Source organism: Streptomyces sp. NPDC003011 (assembly GCF_053591515.1).
Genome location: NZ_JBSFTY010000023.1, coordinates 80444 through 101105, shown reverse-complemented (window position 1 = coordinate 101105; position 20662 = coordinate 80444). Strand labels below are relative to the sequence as shown.

The 20662-nt window shown below is 73.2% G+C and carries 11 protein-coding genes and 1 pseudogene; 1 reads left to right on the top strand and 11 read right to left on the bottom strand.

What is annotated here, in order from left to right; genetic code table 11:
* Together ACWD0J_RS14585 and ACWD0J_RS14580 are read right to left on the bottom strand one after the other, a co-directional pair.
* Window positions 1-678: maltotransferase domain-containing protein (locus tag ACWD0J_RS14585; RefSeq protein WP_451496139.1), on the bottom strand; the 678-nt coding region annotated here is incomplete at its 3' end.
* Window positions 679-905: 227 nt separating this feature from the next.
* Complete coding sequence (locus ACWD0J_RS14580; RefSeq protein ID WP_451496138.1) at window positions 906-1532, bottom strand: S8 family serine peptidase; 627 nt, start codon at window positions 1530-1532, stop codon at window positions 906-908.
* A 337-nt stretch (window positions 1533-1869) separates the two neighbouring features.
* Between ACWD0J_RS14580 and ACWD0J_RS14575 the strand changes: the two genes are divergently transcribed.
* Complete coding sequence (locus ACWD0J_RS14575; protein WP_451496137.1) at window positions 1870-4488, top strand: glycosyltransferase family 1 protein; 2619 nt, start codon at window positions 1870-1872, stop codon at window positions 4486-4488.
* Between the two features lie 61 nt (window positions 4489-4549).
* Here the strand turns inward: ACWD0J_RS14575 and ACWD0J_RS14570 are convergent, their stop codons facing one another.
* From ACWD0J_RS14570 to glgX, 9 genes and pseudogenes are all read right to left on the bottom strand, one after another.
* A complete protein-coding gene (locus tag ACWD0J_RS14570; protein WP_451496136.1) occupies window positions 4550-5053 on the bottom strand; it encodes a DUF1990 family protein in 504 nt (167 codons plus the stop codon).
* Between the two features lie 81 nt (window positions 5054-5134).
* Window positions 5135-6833, bottom strand: a pseudogene (locus tag ACWD0J_RS14565) (M4 family metallopeptidase).
* A 234-nt stretch (window positions 6834-7067) separates the two neighbouring features.
* Window positions 7068-9125, bottom strand: a complete 2058-nt coding sequence (locus ACWD0J_RS14560; RefSeq protein ID WP_451496135.1) for a M4 family metallopeptidase — start codon at window positions 9123-9125, stop codon at window positions 7068-7070.
* Window positions 9126-9415: 290 nt separating this feature from the next.
* Window positions 9416-11179, bottom strand: coding sequence for an ABC transporter ATP-binding protein (locus ACWD0J_RS14555; RefSeq protein WP_451496134.1), 1764 nt, complete (start codon window positions 11177-11179; stop codon window positions 9416-9418).
* The gene (locus tag ACWD0J_RS14550; protein WP_451496133.1) at window positions 11176-12924 is read right to left on the bottom strand and encodes an ABC transporter ATP-binding protein; all 1749 of its coding nucleotides are present in this window, start codon (window positions 12922-12924) and stop codon (window positions 11176-11178) included. Before ACWD0J_RS14550 ends, ACWD0J_RS14555 begins: the two co-directional genes overlap by 4 nt.
* 19 nt (window positions 12925-12943) lie before the next feature.
* The gene (locus tag ACWD0J_RS14545) at window positions 12944-14797 is read right to left on the bottom strand and encodes an ABC transporter ATP-binding protein (protein WP_451496132.1); all 1854 of its coding nucleotides are present in this window, start codon (window positions 14795-14797) and stop codon (window positions 12944-12946) included.
* Window positions 14794-16566, bottom strand: a complete 1773-nt coding sequence (locus ACWD0J_RS14540; RefSeq protein ID WP_451496131.1) for an ABC transporter ATP-binding protein — start codon at window positions 16564-16566, stop codon at window positions 14794-14796. Before ACWD0J_RS14540 ends, ACWD0J_RS14545 begins: the two co-directional genes overlap by 4 nt.
* A gap of 168 nt (window positions 16567-16734) precedes the next feature.
* Window positions 16735-18141 carry a sulfatase family protein gene (locus ACWD0J_RS14535; RefSeq protein ID WP_451496130.1) on the bottom strand — a complete coding sequence of 469 codons (1407 nt, stop codon included), beginning with the start codon at window positions 18139-18141 and terminating at the stop codon, window positions 16735-16737.
* A 121-nt stretch (window positions 18142-18262) separates the two neighbouring features.
* Window positions 18263-20515 carry a glycogen debranching protein GlgX gene (glgX, locus tag ACWD0J_RS14530; RefSeq protein ID WP_451496129.1) on the bottom strand — a complete coding sequence of 751 codons (2253 nt, stop codon included), beginning with the start codon at window positions 20513-20515 and terminating at the stop codon, window positions 18263-18265.
* Between the last annotated feature and the right edge of the window lie 147 nt (window positions 20516-20662).

The window sequence follows — 20662 nt, the reverse complement described above, 5'->3', positions numbered from 1 at the left end:
CAGCGGCAGCGACTCCGAGGCCGTCACCAGCTCCCGCAGCGGATACCGGGCCAGCACCGCGTCCACCTCCGGCGTCAGCGCCGCCGCCAGCCGGGAGGCCGCGGGGCGGCTGTCGTCGCGCAGGGCGCCGACAGCGGCCAGGAGGACCTCCCGCAGACCGGTGTCCTCCGGGACACCGGCGGCCGCCCGCTCGTACAGCCGTGCGCCCTCCTCCAGGACCAGCTCGGTGTCCATCCCGGCCGGGATCTTGATCTGGGCGTGGTGGCGCCAGGTGGTGACGGGATCGCCCCACGCCTCCACGGTGTACGTCCAGCGGCCGGGCTCGCCGGCGGTGACGGTGGCGCCCCAGCGGTCGGTGCCCGGGGTCAGTTCCCGCATCGGCGTCCAGGGACCGGGACGCCCTTCGGGGTCTCTCAGTACGACATTGGCGGCGACCGCGTCGTGGCCCTCGCGGAACACGGTGGCCGAGATCTCGAACGATTCGCCGGGGACCGCCTTGGCGGGCCGGCGGCCGTGCTGGACGACCGGGCGGACGTCGAGCACGGGTATGCGCCCGACGGCCGTGCCGTCTCCCGCGGAGGGTGGCTCCGGGGCCGGCGGACCGGCGTCGACCGGGCGCGCGAGGTGCGTTTCGGTGCTGGGTGTCGGGGGTGCCGACGAGTGGTGCGTGGCGGGCATGACCGCTCCTGTCCGCGTCAACGTGGGTGGGCGGATGGTCGTGGGGAGGTGGGTCCTGCGTGGCATCCCTGTGGTGCCTGTGCTGTACCTGCGGGGTGTACCGCAGGAGCCTTCCCACCCTATTCGGGTGAGCAATCCGGCACTTTGTTAACTACTCAGGCGCAGGTCTTCACCCACGACCGGCCCCGTTCCGGCCGAACGGGGCGGGTACCGGACATCGCCCCCCGTCAGCGCGGAACCTGCAGGAGTCTGTCCGGTGAACCGGGGTCCCGGCCGGACACCTTTCCGGATGCCGCCCGCGTGACGAGCGCGTTGCCGAACTGCGCGGCAGTCGCCCCGGGACGGACCGCGAGACGGAGCGTGGCCGCGCCGGCCGTGTGCGGCGCCGCCATCGACGTACCGGAGGAGGCCGCCCGCCCGGTGTCGCGCGCGTGCGGCACCGGGACGACCGACACGCCCGGGGCGACCGTATACGTCCCGCGAGGCGTGGTCGAGTTGCGTACGGCGGTGTCCAGCCGGGCGTTGCGGCACCCGCCCTGGCTGAGATCGGCGACCGCGGGTTCGCGCGCGTTGCGGGGCACCCGGTCGCCGTAGGCGTGGCTGAGTCCCGCCCCGTACTTCTCGGACTTCTCGGCCGGGTCCTTTCCGGCCGCCGGCCGGGCCTTGATTCCCTCTTCGCGTGTCACCAGGTGACGTCCGCCGCTTCCGCCGGCGGAACCGGGCGCCTCGGCGCCGGGTGTCCGCTTCTCAGGTACGGCGTGCGCGGGCAGGGCGATGGCCGACAGCGCCACGGCACGGCTCGCCGCGGTCGGGCCCCCCGCCGCGCGCAGGCGCCGCGTTCGCGTCCGTGCCATGGCTGTGTACCCCCTCCTGAAGTCGGCGGACGGCGGACGGCGGTCGCGGAGTGCCAGGTGCGCGGCCTTCCGGGCCGGTACGCCACTGCGCAGCCTCTCGTGCGGTGCGAAGCACCACAAGAACGCCTCAGGGGGTGGAACCGGCCATATGAGGCTCCTGGGGTCGGTCCGGGGTGCGCACCCCGGACGAGACTGCGCGGACCTGGCTGTTTCGGGCCGGACGGGGGTCCGGGTGCGGCAGTCCCAGCGGGGACGACACCATCGCCGGTACCGTCGTAGGGACGATGAGACGCACAGTGTCGTGCGTCCGCGGCAGCGACTCGCGTCGAGGTGGCAAGTGAAGGCGATCCGTCGATTCACCGTCCGTCCCGTTCTCCCCGACCCTCTCCGGCCGCTGAGTGATCTCGCGCGCAATCTGCGCTGGTCCTGGCACGCGGAGACACGCGATCTCTTTCAGTCCGTCGATCCGGAGCGCTGGTCCGCCTCGGACGGCGACCCGGTGCGGCTGCTCGGCAGCGTGCGGCCCGCGCGGCTCGCCGAGCTCGCCGAGGACCGTCGCTTCCTGCGCCGGCTCACCGCGGTCTGTGACGATCTGAACGACTACATGACCGGCGACCGCTGGTACCAGACGCAGCCGGCCGGACTCCCGGCCGCCGTCGCCTACTTCTCCCCGGAGTTCGGCATCACGGCCGCCCTGCCCCAGTACTCCGGCGGCCTCGGCATCCTGGCCGGCGACCATCTCAAGGCGGCCAGCGATCTCGGCGTACCGCTGATCGGGGTCGGGCTGCTGTACCGGCACGGGTACTTCCGGCAGACCCTGTCCCGGGACGGCTGGCAGCAGGAGCACTATCCGGTGCTCGACCCCAACGAACTGCCCGTCGCCCCGCTGAAGGACGCCGACGGCACCCCGGCCGACGTCTCCCTCGCCCTGCCCGGCGGCAAGCGGCTGCGGGCCCGGATCTGGCTGGCCCAGGTCGGCCGGGTCCCGCTGCTGCTGCTGGACTCCGACGTCGAGGAGAACGACCTCGGCGAGCGCGGGGTGACCGACCGGCTCTACGGCGGCGGCAGCGAGCACCGGCTGCTCCAGGAGATGCTGCTCGGCATAGGGGGAGTGCGGGCCGTCCGGACGTACTGCCGGATCACCGGGCACCCCGCCCCCGAGGTGTTCCACACGAACGAGGGCCACGCGGGCTTCCTCGGCCTGGAGCGGATCGCCGAACTGTGCGACCAGGGCCTGGACTTCGACTCCGGGCTGGAGGCGGTCCGGGCCGGGACGGTGTTCACCACCCACACCCCCGTCCCCGCCGGTATCGACCGCTTCGACCGGGAGCTGGTCGCCCGCCACTTCGGGCCCGACGCCGAACTGCCGAGGATCGACGTCGGACGGGTCCTGCAGCTGGGCATGGAGACCTACGCCGGCGGGGAGCCGAACCTCTTCAACATGGCCGTGATGGGGCTGCGCCTGGCCCAGCGGGCCAACGGCGTCTCCCTGCTGCACGGCAAGGTCAGCCGGGAGATGTTCTCCGGGCTGTGGCCCGGATTCGACCCCGAGGAGGTGCCGATCACCTCCGTGACGAACGGGGTGCACGCCCCGACCTGGGTCGCCCCGGAGGTGTTCCGGCTCGGCGCCCGGCAGATCGGGGCGCAGCGCACCGAGGACGCGATGACGGTCGGCGGCTCGGACCGCTGGGACGCGGTCGCGGACATCCCCGACCAGGACATCTGGGACCTGCGCCGGAACCTGCGCGAGCAGCTGGTGACGGAGGTGCGGGAGCGGCTGCGCGCCTCCTGGCGGCAGCGCGGCGCCGGGACGGCCGAGCTGGGCTGGATCGACGGCGTGCTCGACCCCGACGTCCTCACCATCGGGTTCGCGCGGCGCGTCCCGTCGTACAAGCGGCTGACGCTGATGCTGCGGGACCGCGACCGGCTGATGGACCTGCTGCTGCATGCCGAGCGGCCGATCCAGATCGTGGTCGCCGGGAAGGCGCATCCCGCGGACGACGGCGGGAAGCGGCTGGTGCAGGAGCTGGTGCGGTTCTCGGACGATCCGCGGGTGCGGCACCGGCTGGTGTTCCTGCCCGACTACGGCATGGCGATGGCGCAGAAGCTCTATCCGGGCTGTGACATCTGGCTCAACAACCCGCTGCGGCCGCTGGAGGCGTGCGGGACCAGCGGGATGAAGGCGGCCCTCAACGGGTGTCTCAACCTCTCCGTCCTGGACGGGTGGTGGGACGAGTGGTTCCAGCCCGACTTCGGCTGGGCGATCCCCACCGCCGACGGCGCGGGCACCGATCAGGACCACCGCGACGACATCGAGGCCGCCGCGCTCTACGACCTGCTCGAACAGCGGGTCACCCCCCGCTTCTACGAGCGCGGCCAGCAGGGCCTGCCCGACCGCTGGATCGAGATGGTCCGCCAGACCCTCACCCTGCTCGGGCCCAAGGTGCTGGCCGGCCGCATGGTCCGCGAGTACGTGGAGCGGCTCTACGCCCCGGCCGCCCAGGCCCACCGCGCGACGGACCCGGACGCCGCCCGTGAGATCGCCGAGTGGAAGGCGCGGCTGCGCGCGGCCTGGCACGGCGTGACCGTCGACCACGTCGAGACCAGCGCCGCCACGGCGACCGCGGAACTCGGCACGACCCTCGGACTGCGCGTCCGGGTCGCGCTCGGCGACCTCGGGCCGGACGACGTCGAGGTGCAGGCGGTCTCCGGCCGGGTGGACGAGGAGGACCGCATCAGCGACGCCGCGGCCGTCCCGCTGAAACCGGCGGGCGGCCCGGACACCGAGGGGCGCTGGGTCTACGAGGGCCCGCTGTCCCTGGACCGGACCGGGCCGTACGGCTACACGGTCCGGGTCCTGCCCGCCCACCGTCTGCTGTCGTCCGGCGCCGAGCCGGGGCTCGTGGCCCTGCCGTCGGAGGAGGTGGTGGAGGCGGCCGGGGTGCTGCTGCGGTGAGCGCCCGGGGGGCGGCCCCGCCAGGCGAGGCCGCCCCCCGGCGCCGGTCACGCGGCGCCGGTCACCCGGACTCCCCGCACAACCGCCGCAGCACCACCCCGCACCGCCGGGCATACGCGTGCCGCAGGCCTCGTGTGGCGGGCCCGCCCGCCCGCGAGTACCACTTCGCGCTCCGGCTGAAGGCGGACACGGTCAGCCAGACCGTGCCGTCGCCGGTGCGGTCCACGACGAAGGACTCCTCGCCGGACTCCGGGTGGCCGGTCAGCGTGCCGTACGCCCAGCCGGCGCGGCGGGGTTCCTCGACCGTCCACACCACCCGGCAGGGTGCCTTGACGAGGCCCGCGAGCGTGACCGTGACGTCGACGTCGGGGGCGGCCCGGGCCGCGCTCGCGTCGAAGCCCACGCCCATCGCGCGGTGCATCTCCCAGGTGAGGACCGCTTCGCGGGCTCTGCGGAAGACCTCCTCGCCCTCGCCGATGCGCGCGCGCACATGCAGGGGGTGGAAGCCGGGCGGGCAGAAGCCGTTCTCCCGGGTCGCGCCGACGTCGTCGTACGTGAAGGACATGGGTCCCAAGGGTAGGACGGCACCCCGGGATGCCTTCGTCCCGGGTGCCGTCCTGTCACGGCGCCGTCAACTGCCCGAAGCTCAGCCGACGTTGACCGCGGACCAGGCGGCCGCGACCGCCTTGTACTCGGTGCTGGTGGAGCCGTACAGGGCCGCCGCCGCGCTCAGGGTGCCGGTGCGGGCGCCCGCGTACGTGGTGGTCGACGTGAAGTACTCGGTCAGCGCCTTGTACCAGATCTGGACGGCCTTGGCCCGCCCGATCCCGGTGACGGTGGAGCCGTTGGACGTCGGCGAGTTGTAGCTCACCCCGTTGACCGTCTTGGACCCGCTGCCCTCGGAGAGCAGGTAGAAGAAGTGGTTCGCCGGGCCGGACGAGTGGTGGACGTCCAGGTTCTTCAGCGTCGAGGACCAGGAGTCGGCCGACGAGCCGTCCTTGCTCGGCCGGTCCATGTACCGCAGCGGGGTGCCGTTGCCGTTGATGTCGATCTTCTCGCCGATGAGGTAGTCACCGGTGTCGGAGGAGTTCGCCGCGTAGAACTCGACCGCCGTGCCGAAGATGTCCGAGGTGGCCTCGTTCAGACCGCCGGACTCCCCGCTGTAGTTGAGGCCCGCCGTGTTCGAGGTGACACCGTGGGTCATCTCGTGGCCCGCCACGTCCAGCGAGGTGAGCGGCTTGGTGTTGCCCGAGCCGTCGCCGTACGTCATGCAGAAGCAGCTGTCGGACCAGAAGGCGTTGACGTACGCGTTGCCGTAGTGGACGCGGGAGTAGGCGGCGACACCGTTGTTCTTGATGCCGTTGCGGCCGAGGGTGTTCTTGTAGAAGTCCCAGGTCGTCTGGGCGCCGTAGGCGGCGTCGACGGCGGCGGTCTGGTCCGTGGAGGAGCTGGAGGCCACGCCCGTGCCCCAGGTGTCGTCCGCGTCGGTGAACAGGGTGCCGGTGCCGGAGGTGCCGCGGGCCAGGTTGTACGTCTTGTGCCCGCCGCGCGAGGTGTCGCTCAGCTGGTACGTCGAGCCCGACAGGTAGGTGCCGAGGGTGACGGTGCCGGCGTAGAGGCTCTTGCCGGTGCCGGTCTCGATGCCCTGGTACTCGTACAGCTTCGCGCCGGTGGCGGCGTCGGTGATGACGTGCAGCTCGTTCGGGGTGCCGTCCTCCTGGAGGCCGCCGACGACCGTCTCGTAGGCGAGCGTCGGCTTGCTGCCGTCGCCCGCCCAGATCACCGTGCGGGGTGCGGCGTCGGCCTCGGTCCGCTCCGAACCGGCCGACTCGGCGGCCGCCAGGGACTGCTTCTCGGCCTTGGCCGCGGGGACGGCCGGCGTGAGCGAGGCGACCTTGATGGCGGCCTTCGTCGCCTTGGTGACGCCCTGGGTGGTGCCGGACTTCGACTCGTGGACGACCAGGTCGCCGCCGAGGACGGGCAGACCCGCGTAGGTGCGCTCGATGGGGGTCCCCCCATGCCTTTTAAGGGCTATGGGGGAGGGTGTGCACGGTGCCGTCGGCGTCCTTGACGACGTCTCTGACGACCAGTTCCTCCTGGGCGCCGAGGCCTATCTCCCGGGCGGTGCCGGCCGCGGCGTCCTGCTGCTCGCGGATGAGCGCGGTGCGGGCGGCCGGGGCGAGCGTGGTGGGGGCGGCGAGGGGCTTCGCCGCGGCGGTGCCGGTGCGGTCCGCCGGGGTCTGGGCGGAAGCGGTGGTCAGGCCGGTGGTCAGCAGGGCGCCGGCGGCCACGGCGGTGGCGATCGCCAGGGTGGTGGCCTTGTGACGCGCGTAGAGGGAGGACACACAAGCTCCTGTGGTGGGGGGCGGCTGGGAAGTTGTGCGGCGGATGAGGGAAGAGTGACATCAGTGCCGCGTACATGTCATGACCCCGACGTGATGTTGGCCGAAAGACGCTGTCCGGTACCTGTTACGGGCGTGTGAATGAGGGCGCCGCCCCGGGGAGTCGAACCACCGGGGCGGCGCCCTGATCAGAGGTGCCGTTCAGGCCATGGGCCTGCGGGAAGGTGAGCCGCGGGCCTACGGGAAGGTGAGCTTCCAGCTGTTGACGTGCCCGGTGTCCCGGGCCGCGTTGTCCTGGACCCGCAACTGCCAGACTCCGTTGGCGACTTCGGAGGAGGCGTTCACCGTGTACGTGGTGCTGATGTTGTCCGCGCTTCCGCCGGTGCCGTACGCCTTCAGCGTGTACGCCGTGCCGTCGGGGGCGACCAGCTGCACCTGGAGGTCGCCGATGTAGGTGTGGACGATGTCGACCGCCACCGCGAGGTTCGACGGCGCGTTGCCCGTCCGCCCGGAGACGGTGATCGACGAGGTGACGGCCGCCCCGTTGTCCGGAATCGACACGTCGGTCGCGTTCTCGAAGGAGGTGCCGCCGCCCCCGCCACCGGAGCGGGCGCCGACCGCGACGCCCGCCCAGGCGTCCTGCACGGCCTTGTACTCGGCGCTCGTGGTGCCGTACAGCTCGCCGGTCACCGCGAGGGTGCCGGTGCGGGCCGCCGCGTAGTTGGTCGTCGAGGTGAACTTCGTGGTCAGCGCGCGGAACCAGATCTTCTCCGCCTTGTCCCGGCCGATGCCGGTGACCGGGAGCCCGTCCGCGGTGGGCGAGTTGTAGGCGACGCCGTTGACGGTCTTGCTGCCGCTGCCCTCGCTCAGCAGGTAGAAGAAGTGGTTCGCGGGGCCCGAGGAGTAGTGCACGTCGACCGAGCCGATGCCGGAGTACCAGTTGTCCTTGGACGAGCCGTCCCGGCTCGGCCGGTCCATGTAGCGCAACGGGGTGCCGTCGCCGTTGATGTCGATCTCCTCGCCGATGAGGTAGTCACCGATGTCGGAGGAGTTGTTCGCGTAGAACTCGACCGTCGCCCCGAAGATGTCGGACGTGGCCTCGTTCAGACCGCCGGACTCGCCGCTGTAGTTGAGGCCGGCGGTGTTGGACGTGAGCCCGTGGGTCATCTCGTGCGCGGCCACGTCGATCGACGTCAGCGGGTTGGCGTTGCCGCTGCCGTCGCCGTACGTCATGCAGAAGCAGGAGTCGGACCAGAACGCGTTGACGTAGTTGTTGCCGTAGTGGACCCGCGAGTACGCGCCCACGCCGTCCCCGCGGATCCCCGAACGCCCGTGCACGTTCTTGTAGTAGTCCCAGGTCAGCGCGGCGCCGTAGTGCGCGTCGGCGGCGGCCGACTCCAGGTTGGACGGGCTGCCGTTGCCCCAGATGTCGTCGGGGCCGGAGAAGAGCGTGCCGGTGCCGGAGGTGCCGCGGTTGAGGTTGTACGTCCGGTGGCCGCCGCGCGCCCCGTCGGTGAGGTTGTACGCCGACCCGGACTGCGTGGTGGTCAGCGGGACCTGACCGCTGTAGACCGTGTTGCCGGTGCCGGTCTCGATCGCCTCCCACTCGTACAGCTGCGCGCCGGTCGTCGCGTCCGTGACGACGTGCAGCTCCTGCGGGGTGCCGTCGTGCTGGAAACCGCCCACGACCGTCTCGTAGGCCAGGGCCGGCTTGCCGTCGGCCGCCCAGACCACCTTGCGCGGGGCGCGGTTGACCTCGGGGCTCTTGGCGTCCTCGGCCCTGGCCGCGGCGAGGGCCTGCGTCTCGGCCTTGGCCGCGGGCAGCCCGGCCGTGGTCGTCGCCGGTTCGATGGCGGCCCGGGTGGCCTTGACGACGGCGTCGGTCGCGTCGGCCGGCGTGCTCCGCACGACCAGGTCGCCGCCGAGGACGGGCAGGCCGGCGTAGGTGCGCTCGTAGCGGGTGTGGACCGTGCCGTCGCCGTCCTTGAGGACGTCACGCACGACCAGCTTCTCCTGGGTGCCCAGGCCCAGTTCCCCGGCGGTCCTCGCCTTGGCGGCGTCCGCCTGGCGGATCAGCTCGGCGCGCTGGGCCGGGGTGAGTTTCACCGACTCCGAGCCCGGGATGACCTTGCCCGCGGCCGACGGTGCCTGTTCCGGGGCGGCGGTCGCGGCGCCCGACTGGACAGCCGCGGCGAGCAGGGCGCAGACGCCGACGAGGGCGACGGCCGCGGCCTTGCGGGGCGGGGTGTGGGGGGTGCGGGCGTGGGGGGTGCGTCTGTGGGAGGAACGTCTCAACGCTGACTCCTTCTGCGCGGCCGCGGATCGCGCGGCCAGGGGAGACCGGTCGGCGGGTGGGCCGAACGGGCAGAACGGGGCGGTGCGCGGAACCTCGTGCGGAAGCGGCCGTGACACAGGCGGTCCGTCTGTGAGGTTGCTGTGAAGCGGCCGTGGGAAGAGTCCCAGCAGAGCGCGGTTTCTGTCAGGGGCGCGTCAGGAATTTGGCCGAAAGCCGTTCGTTGTCCGGGAGTTCGTGTTCGCTATGCGGACTCGTGGTGGGGGTGCGGCCCGGCGGCGCAGCTCCGGCGTCAGTTCCGCGGCCGGGGATCGCCGTGCCACGACGCCCACAGCGCCGCGTAGGCGCCGCCCGCCGTCACCAGCTCCTCGTGCGTGCCGAGTTCGGTCAGCAGGCCGTCCTCCATCACGGCCACCCGGTCCGCGTCGTGCGCGGTGTGCAGGCGGTGGGCGACGGCGATCACCGTGCGGCCCTCTAGCACGGCGGCCAGGGCGCGTTCGGTGTGCCGGGCCGTCGTCGGATCCAGCAGGGCGGTGGCCTCGTCCAGGATCAGCGTGTGCGGATCGGCCAGCACCACCCGGGCGAGGGCCAGTTGCTGCGCCTGGGAGCCGTCCGCACGGCATCCCCCGTCACTCAGCTCGGTGTCCAGCCCGTCGGGCAGCTCCCGCACCCAGGTGTCGGCGCCCACCGCCGCCAGCGCGGACCACACCCGCTCGTCCGTCGCGGCGGGGTCGGCGATCAGCAGGTTGTCGCGGACCGTCCCCAGGAACACGTGGTGCTCCTGCGTGACCAGTACGACCTGCCGGCGCAGCTGCTCCGGATCCAGGTCGACGACCGGCACCCCGCCCACCGTCACCGACCCCGCGCTCGGCGCGTCGATGCCCGCCAGCAGCCTGCTCAGCGTGGTCTTCCCGGCACCGGAGGGACCGACGACGGCCAGCCGCTCCCCGGGCCGCACGGTCAGGTCCACCCCGTGCAGCACCTCGCCCCCGCGGTCGTACGCGTAGCGCACGCCGGCCACGTCGATCCGGTCGTCCGCCGGGACGGGCGAGCCGTCGGCCGAGGCGGCGCGCGGCGCCTGGGCCAGGCCCTCCACCCGGGCGAAGGAGGCGCCGCTGCTCTGCAGTTGCTCGACCCGCACCAGGATCTCGTCGAGCGGCCCCTCCAGCTGCCGCAGATACAGCGAGGCCGCCACGACCGCCCCCAGACTCACCGCCCCGCGCTCGTGCAGCACCCCGCCGGCCAGCAGCACCCCCGCCACCGGGAACAGGTACGACACCTCCACCACCGGGAAGAACACCGAGCGCAGACGCAGCGTGAACAAGCGCCTGCGCCGGGACGCCTCCAGCGCCTGCCGGCTCGCCGCGACCCGGCGCTCCTCCAGCCGGAACGCCTCCACCGTGCGGGCCCCCGCCGCGGTCGCCGCGAGGATCTCGGCGACGTCCGAGTTGGCCTCGCCCTCGGCGAGATAGGCGTCGCGGGCCCGGCGCAGATACCAGCGCAGGGCGAACCAGACCGGGGTGAGACCGAGGACGCCCACGGCACCGAGCAGCGGGTCGATCACGCACACCGCGCCGAGCAGGAACAGCGCCTGCACGATGTTGATGAGCAGTTGGGGTCCGGCGTCGCGCAGCGTGGTGCCGACCGTCGCCACGTCGGCGGTGCCGCGCGCCGTCAGGTCGCCGGTACCGGCCCGTTCCACCACCGACGCGGGCAGCGCCAGCGCCCGGTCCACGAACTGCTCCCGCACCCGCGCCAGCGTCCGCTCACCGAACCGGTGTCCCGCGTACCGGGCCCAGCGTGCCAGCAGCAGCTGTGCCGCCGCGCAGGCCAGGATGCCGAGCGCGGCCCGGTCCACCGCGTCCACGCCGCCCCCGGCCCGCACCCCGTCGATGATCCGGCCCAGCAGCCACGGCCCGGCGAGTCCGGCCCCGGCGGCCGCCGCGTTCAGGGCGAGGACGGCCGCGAAGGCCCGCCCGTCGGCGCGCACCAGACCCACCGAGGCCCGCCGCACCGCCTCCGGCCCGGCGACGGGCAGCTGCCGTTCCCGCGTCACCCCACGACCTCCTCGGTATTCTCGCCGGTCTCGGCGTCCTCGGCGTCCTCGACGTCCGTGTCCCGTGTCACCAGCGCCCGGTAGCCGGGCTCCTCGGCGAGCAGCCGCTGGTGGCTGCCGGAGGCCGCGACCTTCCCGTCGACCAGGTAGTGCACGGTGTCCACCCGGTCGAGCACCAGCGGGGAGGCGGTGGTGACGACGGTCGTACGGCCCCGGCGCGCGTCCCGCAGCCGGGCCGCCACCGCCGCCTCCGTGTGCGCGTCCAGCGCCGAGGTCGGCTCCACCGCCAGCAGCACCTCCGGGTCGGCCAGCAGCGCCCGCACCAGCCGGACCCGCTGCCGCTGCCCGCCGGAGAGATTGCGCCCCTGCGCGTCGACCGCCGAGTCGAGCCCCTCCGGCAGACTCCGCACCAGGTCCTCGGCCGCCGCCGCCCGCACCGCCCGCATGATCTGGGCGTCACCCAGATCCCGGCGTCCGCCGACCAGCTCCCGCAGCGGCCCCGCGAACAGGTCCGCCTCGTGATCGGCGACCAGGATCCGCTCCCGGATCCGCGGCAGCGCCACCTCGTCCAGGCGGACCCCGCCCCAGGTCGCCGCCGACGGGGCGTACCGGCCGAGCCGGTCCACGACGGCCGCCGCGTCGGCGGGCCGTGCGCCGGCCAGCGCGGTCAGCCGTCCCGGCCCCACCCGCACCCCGGACTCCGGGTCGTACAGCACCGACGGCTCGGCGGGAGCGTCGCGCGTCCCGCCGTCCGGCTCCGGTTCCAGCCGCAGCAGCCGTACCACGCGCCGCGCGGCCACCACGCCCCGGCCGAGCTGGTAGCCCCAGTCCACGAAGTACGCCACCGGGCGCACCAGCACCGCGACATAGCCGTACACCGCCACCAACTCGCCCACGGTCAGCGTGCCCTGGGCCGCCATCCGGGCCGCCATCCAGGTCACCACCGCGAGATACAGCGTCGGCAGCCCCATCCCGAGCGCCTGCATCCAGCTGCCCACCACACCGACCCGGTACCCCTGCTCGCGCAGCCGCGCCGAGTCGCGCCGGAAGGCGCCGGCGACCAGGTCCTTGCCGCCGAGCCCGTTCAGGACCCGCAGCCCGCCCGCGAGGTCGCCGATCCGGGCGGTCAGCACGCCCTGCCGCTCCCGGTACTCCGCCTCCGTGCCCTGCAGTCTGCGCATCAACGGCCCGACGAGGAGGACGACCACCGGCACCCCGAGCAGCACCACCACCGTGAGCCGCGTGGAGACGGTCAGCAGCAGCCCCGCGACCGCCAGGTAGGCGACGACCGCGCCGACGCCGGGACCGATCACCGTGAGGGACGAGCTGATCTGCTGCACGTCCCCCACCCCGATCGTCACCACCTCCCCGGTGCCGGCCCGCCGCCGCAGCGCGGCCCCCAGCCGCACCGCGTGCCCCACGACGACCTTCACCGTGCGGAAGTTGGCGTCCATCCGCACCCGGGTCATCGTGCGGTGCCGCATGATGCTCAGCCAGGCGTGGAACACGCCGACCAGCACCAGCAGGCCGGTCCACCGGGCCAGCGCGCCCATGTCGCCCGCCTCCAGGCCTTCGTCCACCGCCCGGGCCATCAGATACGGCGTCGCCGCGAGCAGCACCATCCACACACTGCCCAGCAGCGCGCCCGCCGCCGACCGCCCCGGCTGCCGCAGCACCAGCCACCACAGGTACCGCCAGCCGCCACGGCAGTCCGCGGTGCCCGGGTCCTCGTACGCGTCGATCACCTGTCCCCCTGACCCCGGCTCACGCCAGACTGTCCCGCCACGCCCGGTGCAGGTCGGCGAAGCGCCCGGTGCCCGCGACGAGTTCGGCCGGGGTGCCGTCCTCGACGATCCGGCCGTGCTCCATCACCAGCACCCGGTCGGCGATCTGCACCGTCGACAGCCGGTGCGCGACCACGACCGCCGTACGGCCCTTCAGCACCGTCGCCATCGCCCGCTGCACGGCCCGCTCGCCCGGGACGTCGAGCGAGCTGGTCGCCTCGTCGAGGATCAGTACCGCCGGATCGGCGAGCAACGCCCGTGCGAACGCGACGAGCTGCCGCTGCCCGGCGGAGATGCGGCCGCCCCGCTTGCGGACGTCCGTGTCGTACCCGTCGGGCAGGGCGGTGATGAACTCGTGCGCGCCGATCGCCTTCGCGGCCCCCTCGATGTCCTCCCGGGTGGCGTCCGGCCGCCCGATCGCGATGTTCTCGGCGACCGTGCCGGAGAACAGGAACGCCTCCTGCGTCACCATGACCACCCCGCGCCGCAGCTCCGGCACGGACAGCTCGCGCAGGTCGACCCCGTCCAGCAGGACCCGGCCCTCGGAGGGGTCGTAGAAGCGGGCGAGCAGCTTGGCCAGCGTCGACTTGCCCGCGCCGGTCGAGCCGACGACCGCGACCGTCTGCCCGGCCGGCAGCGTCAGGTCGAAGCGCGGCAGCACCTCACCGCCGGTGCGGTAGGCGAACCGGACCCCGTCGAAGACGACCTCACGGCCCGGGTGCTCCGACTCCAGGACCGGCAGCCGCCGGGGCGACAAGGGTTCCCGCAGGGTCGGTGTCTGCGCGAGCAGCCCCGCGATCTTCTCCAGCGAGGCCGCCGCCGACTGGTACGAGTTCAGGAACATGCCGAGCCGGTCGATCGGGTCGTACAGCCGCCGCAGATACAGCACCGCCGCCGCCAGCACCCCCAGCTCCAGCGACCCGCCCGCCACCCGGTGGGCGCCCCACAGCACGATCAGCGCGACCGCCGTGTTGGCGACCAGCCGGGATCCGACGACATAGCGGGCCATCTCCAGCAGCGCGTCCCCGTTGGTCCGCTCGTGCCGCTCGTTGAGCACGGCGAAGTCGGCGTCGTTGGCGTCCTCGCGGCGGAACGCGCGCACCGGGCGGATGCCGTTCATCGTCTCGACGAACTTCACGATCACGGCGGCGATCGCCGTGGACCGCTGCGCGTACACCTGCCCCGCGCGCCGCCGGTAGGTCCGGACGAGCAGGTACAGCGGCACGAAGGAGGCCACCGCGACCGCGCCGAGCGCCAGGTCCAGCCAGAGCAGCAGGACCGAGATGTAGACGAAGGACAGGATGACCGTGACCAGCTCCTGCAACCCCTCGTCGAGCAGCTCGCGCAGGGACTCCACGTCCGTGGTGGAACGGGAGATCAGCCGGCCCGAGGTGTACCGCTCGTGGAAGTCGATGCTCAGCGCCTGCGCATGCCGGAAGATCCGGCCGCGCAGGTCCAGCAGCACGTCCTGGTTCACCCGGGCGGAGGCGATGATGAACGTGTACTGGAGCCCGCCGGAGGCCAGCGCGCACAGCAGATAGCCGACGGCCACGGCGAGCAGGGGCCCGTGGTCGTGGTCCCGGAACGCCGGCACCGCGCTGTCGATGGCGTACGCCACCAGCAGCGGGCCCGCCTGCACGGCCGCCTGCTGGAGCAGCAGGAGCAGCGAGGTGAAGGCGACCCGGGCCCGCATCGGGGCGAGCAGGGAGCGCAGCAGGGCGGTGGTGGCGCCCGGGGGAGTGGGCAGGACGTCCCGGTCGAAGGGGTCGCCCGGCCCCCCGGGCCGCTCCGGCGGCTGCTTCCTGTCCGGTGCGGTGGTGGTCGGCGCCGTCATCGGTCGGCCTCCTCGGTCCCGGCCATCAGATGGGCGTACTCGGCGTTTCCGCGCAGCAGTTCGTGGTGGGTGCCGACGGCGGTGATCCGGCCCCCGGACAGCAGCGCGACCCGGTCGGCGAGCAGGACGGTCGACGGGCGGTGCGCCACGATGAGGGCGGTGGTGTCCGCGAGGACCTCCCGCAGGGCCGCCTCCACCGCGGCCTCGGTGTGGACGTCGAGGGCGGACAGCGGGTCGTCCAGCACCAGGAACGGGGGCCGGCCGACCACCGCCCGGGCCAGCGCGAGGCGCTGGCGCTGGCCGCCGGAGAGGCTGAGGCCCTGCTCGCCGACCCGGGTGTCCGTGCCCTGCGGGAGGCTGTACACGAAGTCGGCCTGCGCGACGGCCAGGGCCCGCTCCAGCTCGACCCTCCCGGCGGTGTCGTCGGCCCCCATCAGCACGTTCTCGCCGACGGCAGCGGAGAAGAGGGTGGGTTCCTCGAACGCGACGGCCACCTTCGCGCGCAGCTCCCGCCGGGACATGGCTCTGATGTCCTGCCCGTCCAGGGTGATCCGCCCGGACGTCACCTCGTGCAGGCGCGGGACGAGCGCGGTGAGCGTGGTCTTCCCGCTTCCGGTGGCGCCGACGAGCGCCATGGACTCGCCGGGGCGGATGTGGAGGCTGACGCGGTCGAGGACCGGCGGGGAGTCCTCGGGGGCGTCGGGGTAGCGGAACGAGACGTCGTGGAAGCGCAGTCCGCTGTCCTCGGTGGGCGGCGCGACGGTGGCGGCCGGTGCCTCCGGCTTCTCGTCCATCACCTCGAAGTACCGTTCCGTGGCCGTCGCCGCCTCCTGGCTCATCGCCAGCAGGAAACCGATCGAGTCCACCGGCCACCGCAGCGCGAGCGCCGTCGACAGGAAGGCGACCAGGGTGCCCGCCGACAGCTCCCCGTCCGCGACCTGCACCGTCCCCAGCACCAGCGCCGCCCCGATGGCGACCTCCGGCAGCGTCACGATGACGCCCCAGATCGCCGCCAGCAGTCCCGCCTTGCGCAGCTCCGTCCCGCGCAGCGTCCGCGACAGCTCGCGGAACGCGCGGGCCTGACTCCGGTGCCGCCCGAACCCCTTGATGATCCGGATGCCGAGCACGCTCTCCTCGACGACCGTCGTCAGGTCCCCCACCTGGTCCTGCGCGCGCCGCGCCACCTCCGCGTACCGCTTCTCGAAGACCACGCAGGTCACCAGCACCGGGACGGCGGGCCCCAGGATCACCAGCCCCAGAGTCCAGTCCTGCGCCAGCATGATGGCCACGCCGACCAGGATCGTCACGCCGTTGACCAGCAGGAAGGTCAGCGGAAAGGCGAGGAACATGCGCAGCAGCATCAGGTCCGTGGTCGCCCGGGACAGCAACTGCCCCGAGGCCCAGCGGTCGTGGAAGGACACCGGCAGCCGCTGCAGACGCCGGTACAGATCCGCCCGCATCGTCGCCTCGACGCCCGCCAGCGGCCGGGCCACCAGCCACCGCCGCAGCCCGAACAGCAGCGCCTCGGCCAGACCGAGCAGCAGCAGGCACAGCGCCCCCAGCCACACCCCGGCCAAGTCCCCGTCGGCGATCGGCCCGTCCACCATCCACTTCAGGACGAGCGGGATCACCAGCCCCAGGCAGGAGGCGAGCACCGCGACGGACGCGGCGGTGAACAGCCGCGCCCGCACGGGCCGGACGTACGGCCACAGGCGCAGCAGACTTCTGACGGCGGAGCGGTCCTCGGCGGGTACGGGTGACGTCGGCATCAGCAGGAGCCTACGGACCGGCACGGACATCGCCCACCGAGTTTTGGCCGGACCCGGATCGGCCGCTGGTCCTACGACCTGCGTCTTCGAGCCGGCGCACGCCGCGGCCCCGCGGGGGCGTACGAGGGCACCGACCGATCGGCTCCGCGCCCGGGGGCCCTCGGGTGACTACGCCGCCGGGTAGGGCAGCAGTCCGCCCGCGATCCGCTCCCAGGAGGCCTTCAGCCCGGCGAGCACCTCGGGCCGGGCGGCGGCGAGATCGGCCTGTTCGCGCCGGTCGGCGGCCAGGTCGTAGAGGTGGTCGGCCCCGTCGGCGCCCTGGTAGTACTTCCAGTCCCCGCGCCTGAGCGCCCGGTTGCCCCGCACCCGCCAGAACAGGTCCCGCTCCGGCAGTTCCTCGCCGCGCAGCAGATACCCGGCGAGACTCGTGCCGTCCAGCGGATACGCCGGGTCGGGCCGGGCGCCGCCCAGCTCCAGCAGGGTCGCCGTCCAGTCGGGGGAGAAGTGCGGTTCGTGGCTGACCTGGCCGCCGTCGATCCGGGCGGGCCAGCGCAGGATCGCCGGCACCCGGATGCCGCCCTCCAGCAGTGAGGCCTTCTCCCCGCTGAGCGGCCACTGGTAGGAGAACCGCTCCCCGCCGTTGTCGCTGGCGAACAGCACCAGCGTGTTCTCCTCCTGCCCGGATCGGCGCAGCGCCGCCAGCACCTCGCCGACGGCCGCGTCCAGGCTCTGCACCATCCGGGTGTACTTCTCCACCGAGCCGCCGTCGTGGTGCAGCAGCGCGGCGGTGACCTCGGCCTGGCTCGTCGCCGCGCGGATCCGCGCGGCGATCTCGGCGCCGGCCTCGGCGTCGTCCTCCGCGAGCCAGGGCCAGTGCGGGGTGGTGAAGTTGAGGTTCAGCAGCCAGGGCCTGTCGTGGTCCCGGCCGACGTACTCGACGGCCCGCTCGGTCAGGACCTCCGTGTAGTAGCGAAGGTCCTGGTAGGTGGCGTCGCCCTCGTAGAGGTCGTGGTCGCCGAGCTGGCCGAGCTTGGAGAAGTACTCCAGCACGCCCCCGAAGTTGCCGAAGAACTCGTCCCAGCCGGACCGGGTGGGGCTGTAGTCGGGCAGCCAGCCGCAGTGCCACTTGCCGATCAGCGCGGTGGCGTACCCCGCCCGCTTCAGCAGGGAGGCGAGGGTGGGGTGGGACGGGTCCAGCCCCTGCGACCTGTTGGCGATCGGCTCGGCCAGTCCGCCGCGGGTACGGCCGGGATAGCGCCCGGTGTACAGGCTGAACCGGGTCGGCGAGCAGGTCGCGGACCCGGCGTACGCGTCGGTGAACCGCACCCCCTGCCGGGCCAGCCGGTCCAGGTGCGGCGTCTTGATGTGGGGTGCCCCGTAGGACGAGAGGTCGGCCCAGCCGAGGTCGTCGGCGAGGACGACCAGGAGGTTGGGGCGTCTGCCGGAGGCGGTGGGGCGGGCCGTGAAGGGGCGTTCGGACGGAGCGGCCTCGGCGGCGGTGGCCGTGCCGGCGACAGCGGTCACGGCGCCGCCGCCGACGAGCCCACCGAAGGTACGACGGGATATCTCGGGCATGCGGGGTCCTTGGTGCGGAGGGCGAAGGGCGGGGATCGGCAGCGCGCGGCTTCAGTGTGATCAGCCGGTCGCCCTCAGGACCAGGGATGCGGCCCGGAGTTCACGGGCCTGCAACGTTGCCTCAGCCCACCTTCAGCAGCAGCACCGCCCGCGCCGGCATCGTGATCGCCGTCCCCGCCCGGTGCACCACCCCCGGTGCCTGTCCCTGTTCCTCCCGTGACGTGTCGACGACCACCTCGTACCGCTCCGCCCACGGCGGTCCCGGCAGGACGAAGTCGGCCGGGCGGTCGCCGGCGTGCAGCACGGCGAGGAAGCTGTCGTCGACGATCGGGGCGCCGCGCTCGTCACGGCCGGGGATGTCCCGGCCGGAGAGGTACATGCCGAGGGTGGCGGCGGGGGCGTACCAGTCCCCTTCGGTCATCTCGGTGCCCCGCGCGGTGAACCAGGCCAGGTCCCGCAGGCCGTCCGCCGAGTGCGCGCGGCCGGAGAAGAAGGCGCGGCGGCGCAGCACCGGGTGGCGGTGGCGCAGGCCGATCAGGCGGGCGGTCAGGTCGGACAGGGCCTTCCAGCCCGGGTCCTTGAGCAGGGTCCAGTCCACCCAGCTGATCTCGTTGTCCTGGCAGTAGGCGTTGTTGTTGCCCCGCTGGGTGCGTCCGAGTTCGTCGCCCGCGACGAGCATCGGCACGCCCGTCGACAGCAGCAGCGTGGTCATCAGGTTCCGCAGCTGGCGGCGCCGCAGCACCCGTACGCGCTCGTCGTCCGTCTCGCCCTCCGCGCCGCAGTTCCACGCGCGGTTGTCGTCGGTGCCGTCCCGGTTTCCCTCGCCGTTCGCCTCGTTGTGCTTGTGCTCGTACGACACCAGGTCACGCAGGGTGAAACCGTCGTGCGCGGTGATGAAGTTGACCGAGGCGTAGGGGCGCCGCCCGCCCCAGGCGTACAGGTCGCTGGAGCCCGACAGCCGGTAGCCCAGGTCCCGCACGTCCGGCAGTGCGCCCCGCCAGAAGTCCCGGACCGCGTTGCGGTAGCGGTCGTTCCACTCCGTCCACAGGGGCGGGAAGGCGCCGACCTGATAGCCGCCGGACCCCACGTCCCACGGCTCGGCGATCAGCTTCACCCGCCGCAGCACCGGGTCCTGCGCGATCACCGCGAGGAACGGCGAGAGCATGTCGACGTCGTGCATGGAGCGGGCCAGCGCCGCGGCCAGGTCGAAGCGGAAGCCGTCCACGCCCATCTCCGTCACCCAGTAGCGCAGGGAGTCGGTGATCAGCCGCAGCACGTGCGGCTGGACCACGTGCAGGGTGTTGCCGCAGCCCGTGTAGTCGGCGTACCGGCGGGCGTCCGACTGGAGCCGGTAGTAGCCGCGGTTGTCGATGCCCTTCAGGGACAGCGTCGGGCCCAGCTCGCCCGCCTCCGCCGTGTGGTTGTAGACCACGTCGAGGATGACCTCGATCCCCGCCTCGTGCAGCGCCCGCACCATCCGCTTGAACTCGCCGACCTGCTGGCCCGTCGTCCCGGAGGCGGCGTAGGCCGCGTGCGGCGCGAAGTAGCCGATCGAGTTGTAGCCCCAGTAGTTCTTCAGTCCCTTGCGCAGCAGATGGTCCTCGTGCGCGAACTGGTGCACGGGCAGCAGTTCGACGGCCGTCACGCCCAGCCCGACGAGGTGCTCGACGGCCGCCGGATGCGCCAGCCCGGCGTACGTGCCGCGCAGTTCCTCCGGGATGCCGGGGTGCAGCCGGGTGAACCCCCGCACATGCACCTCGTAGATCACCGAGTCCGCCCACGGCGTCTTCGGCCGGCGGTCGTCCATCCACTCGTCGTCGGTGGCGTCGTCGTGGACCACCACGCCCTTCGGGACGTACGGCGCCGAGTCCCGGTCGTCGCGCACGGTGTCCGCGACCTGCTGCTGCGGCCAGTCCCGGACATGGCCGTACACCTCCGGCGGCAGGCCGAAGTCGCCGTCCACCGCCCGCGCGTACGGGTCCAGCAGCAGCTTCGCCGGGTTCCACCGGCCGCCGGTCCACGGGTCCCAGCGGCCGTGCACCCGGTAGCCGTAGCGCTGGCCCGGCATCACCCCCGGCACGAAGCCGTGCCAGATCTCATGGGTCAGCTCGGTCAGCCGCGCCCGGGTCTCCTTGCCGGCCTCGTCGAACAGGCACAGCTCGACCGCCTCGGCCCCACCCGCCCACAGCGCGAAGTTGGTGCCCGCCACCCCGTCCGGACCGACCCGGAACCGGGCACCCAGCGGCATCGGCGCCCCCGGCCACACGGGTGGTCCGGGGGCCCGGCGCGGCTGCGCGCCGTTCACGGCCACGCGGCGCCCGTTCTCGGCGGCCCGTTCCCCGGCCACCGCCTCCTGCTCGGCTGCGCTGGACACCGTTCAGCCTCCCACGGCTCGTGGAACGACGGGGAAGAAAGCGTACGGCGTCCCGCTCGCGGCGCCCTCTCGCGTCGTTCTCCCCACTGTTCTGCCCAGCGCTTGGCTCGCACTCACGTTTCCCCGGAGCGTGCCCGCTCGTTGGGG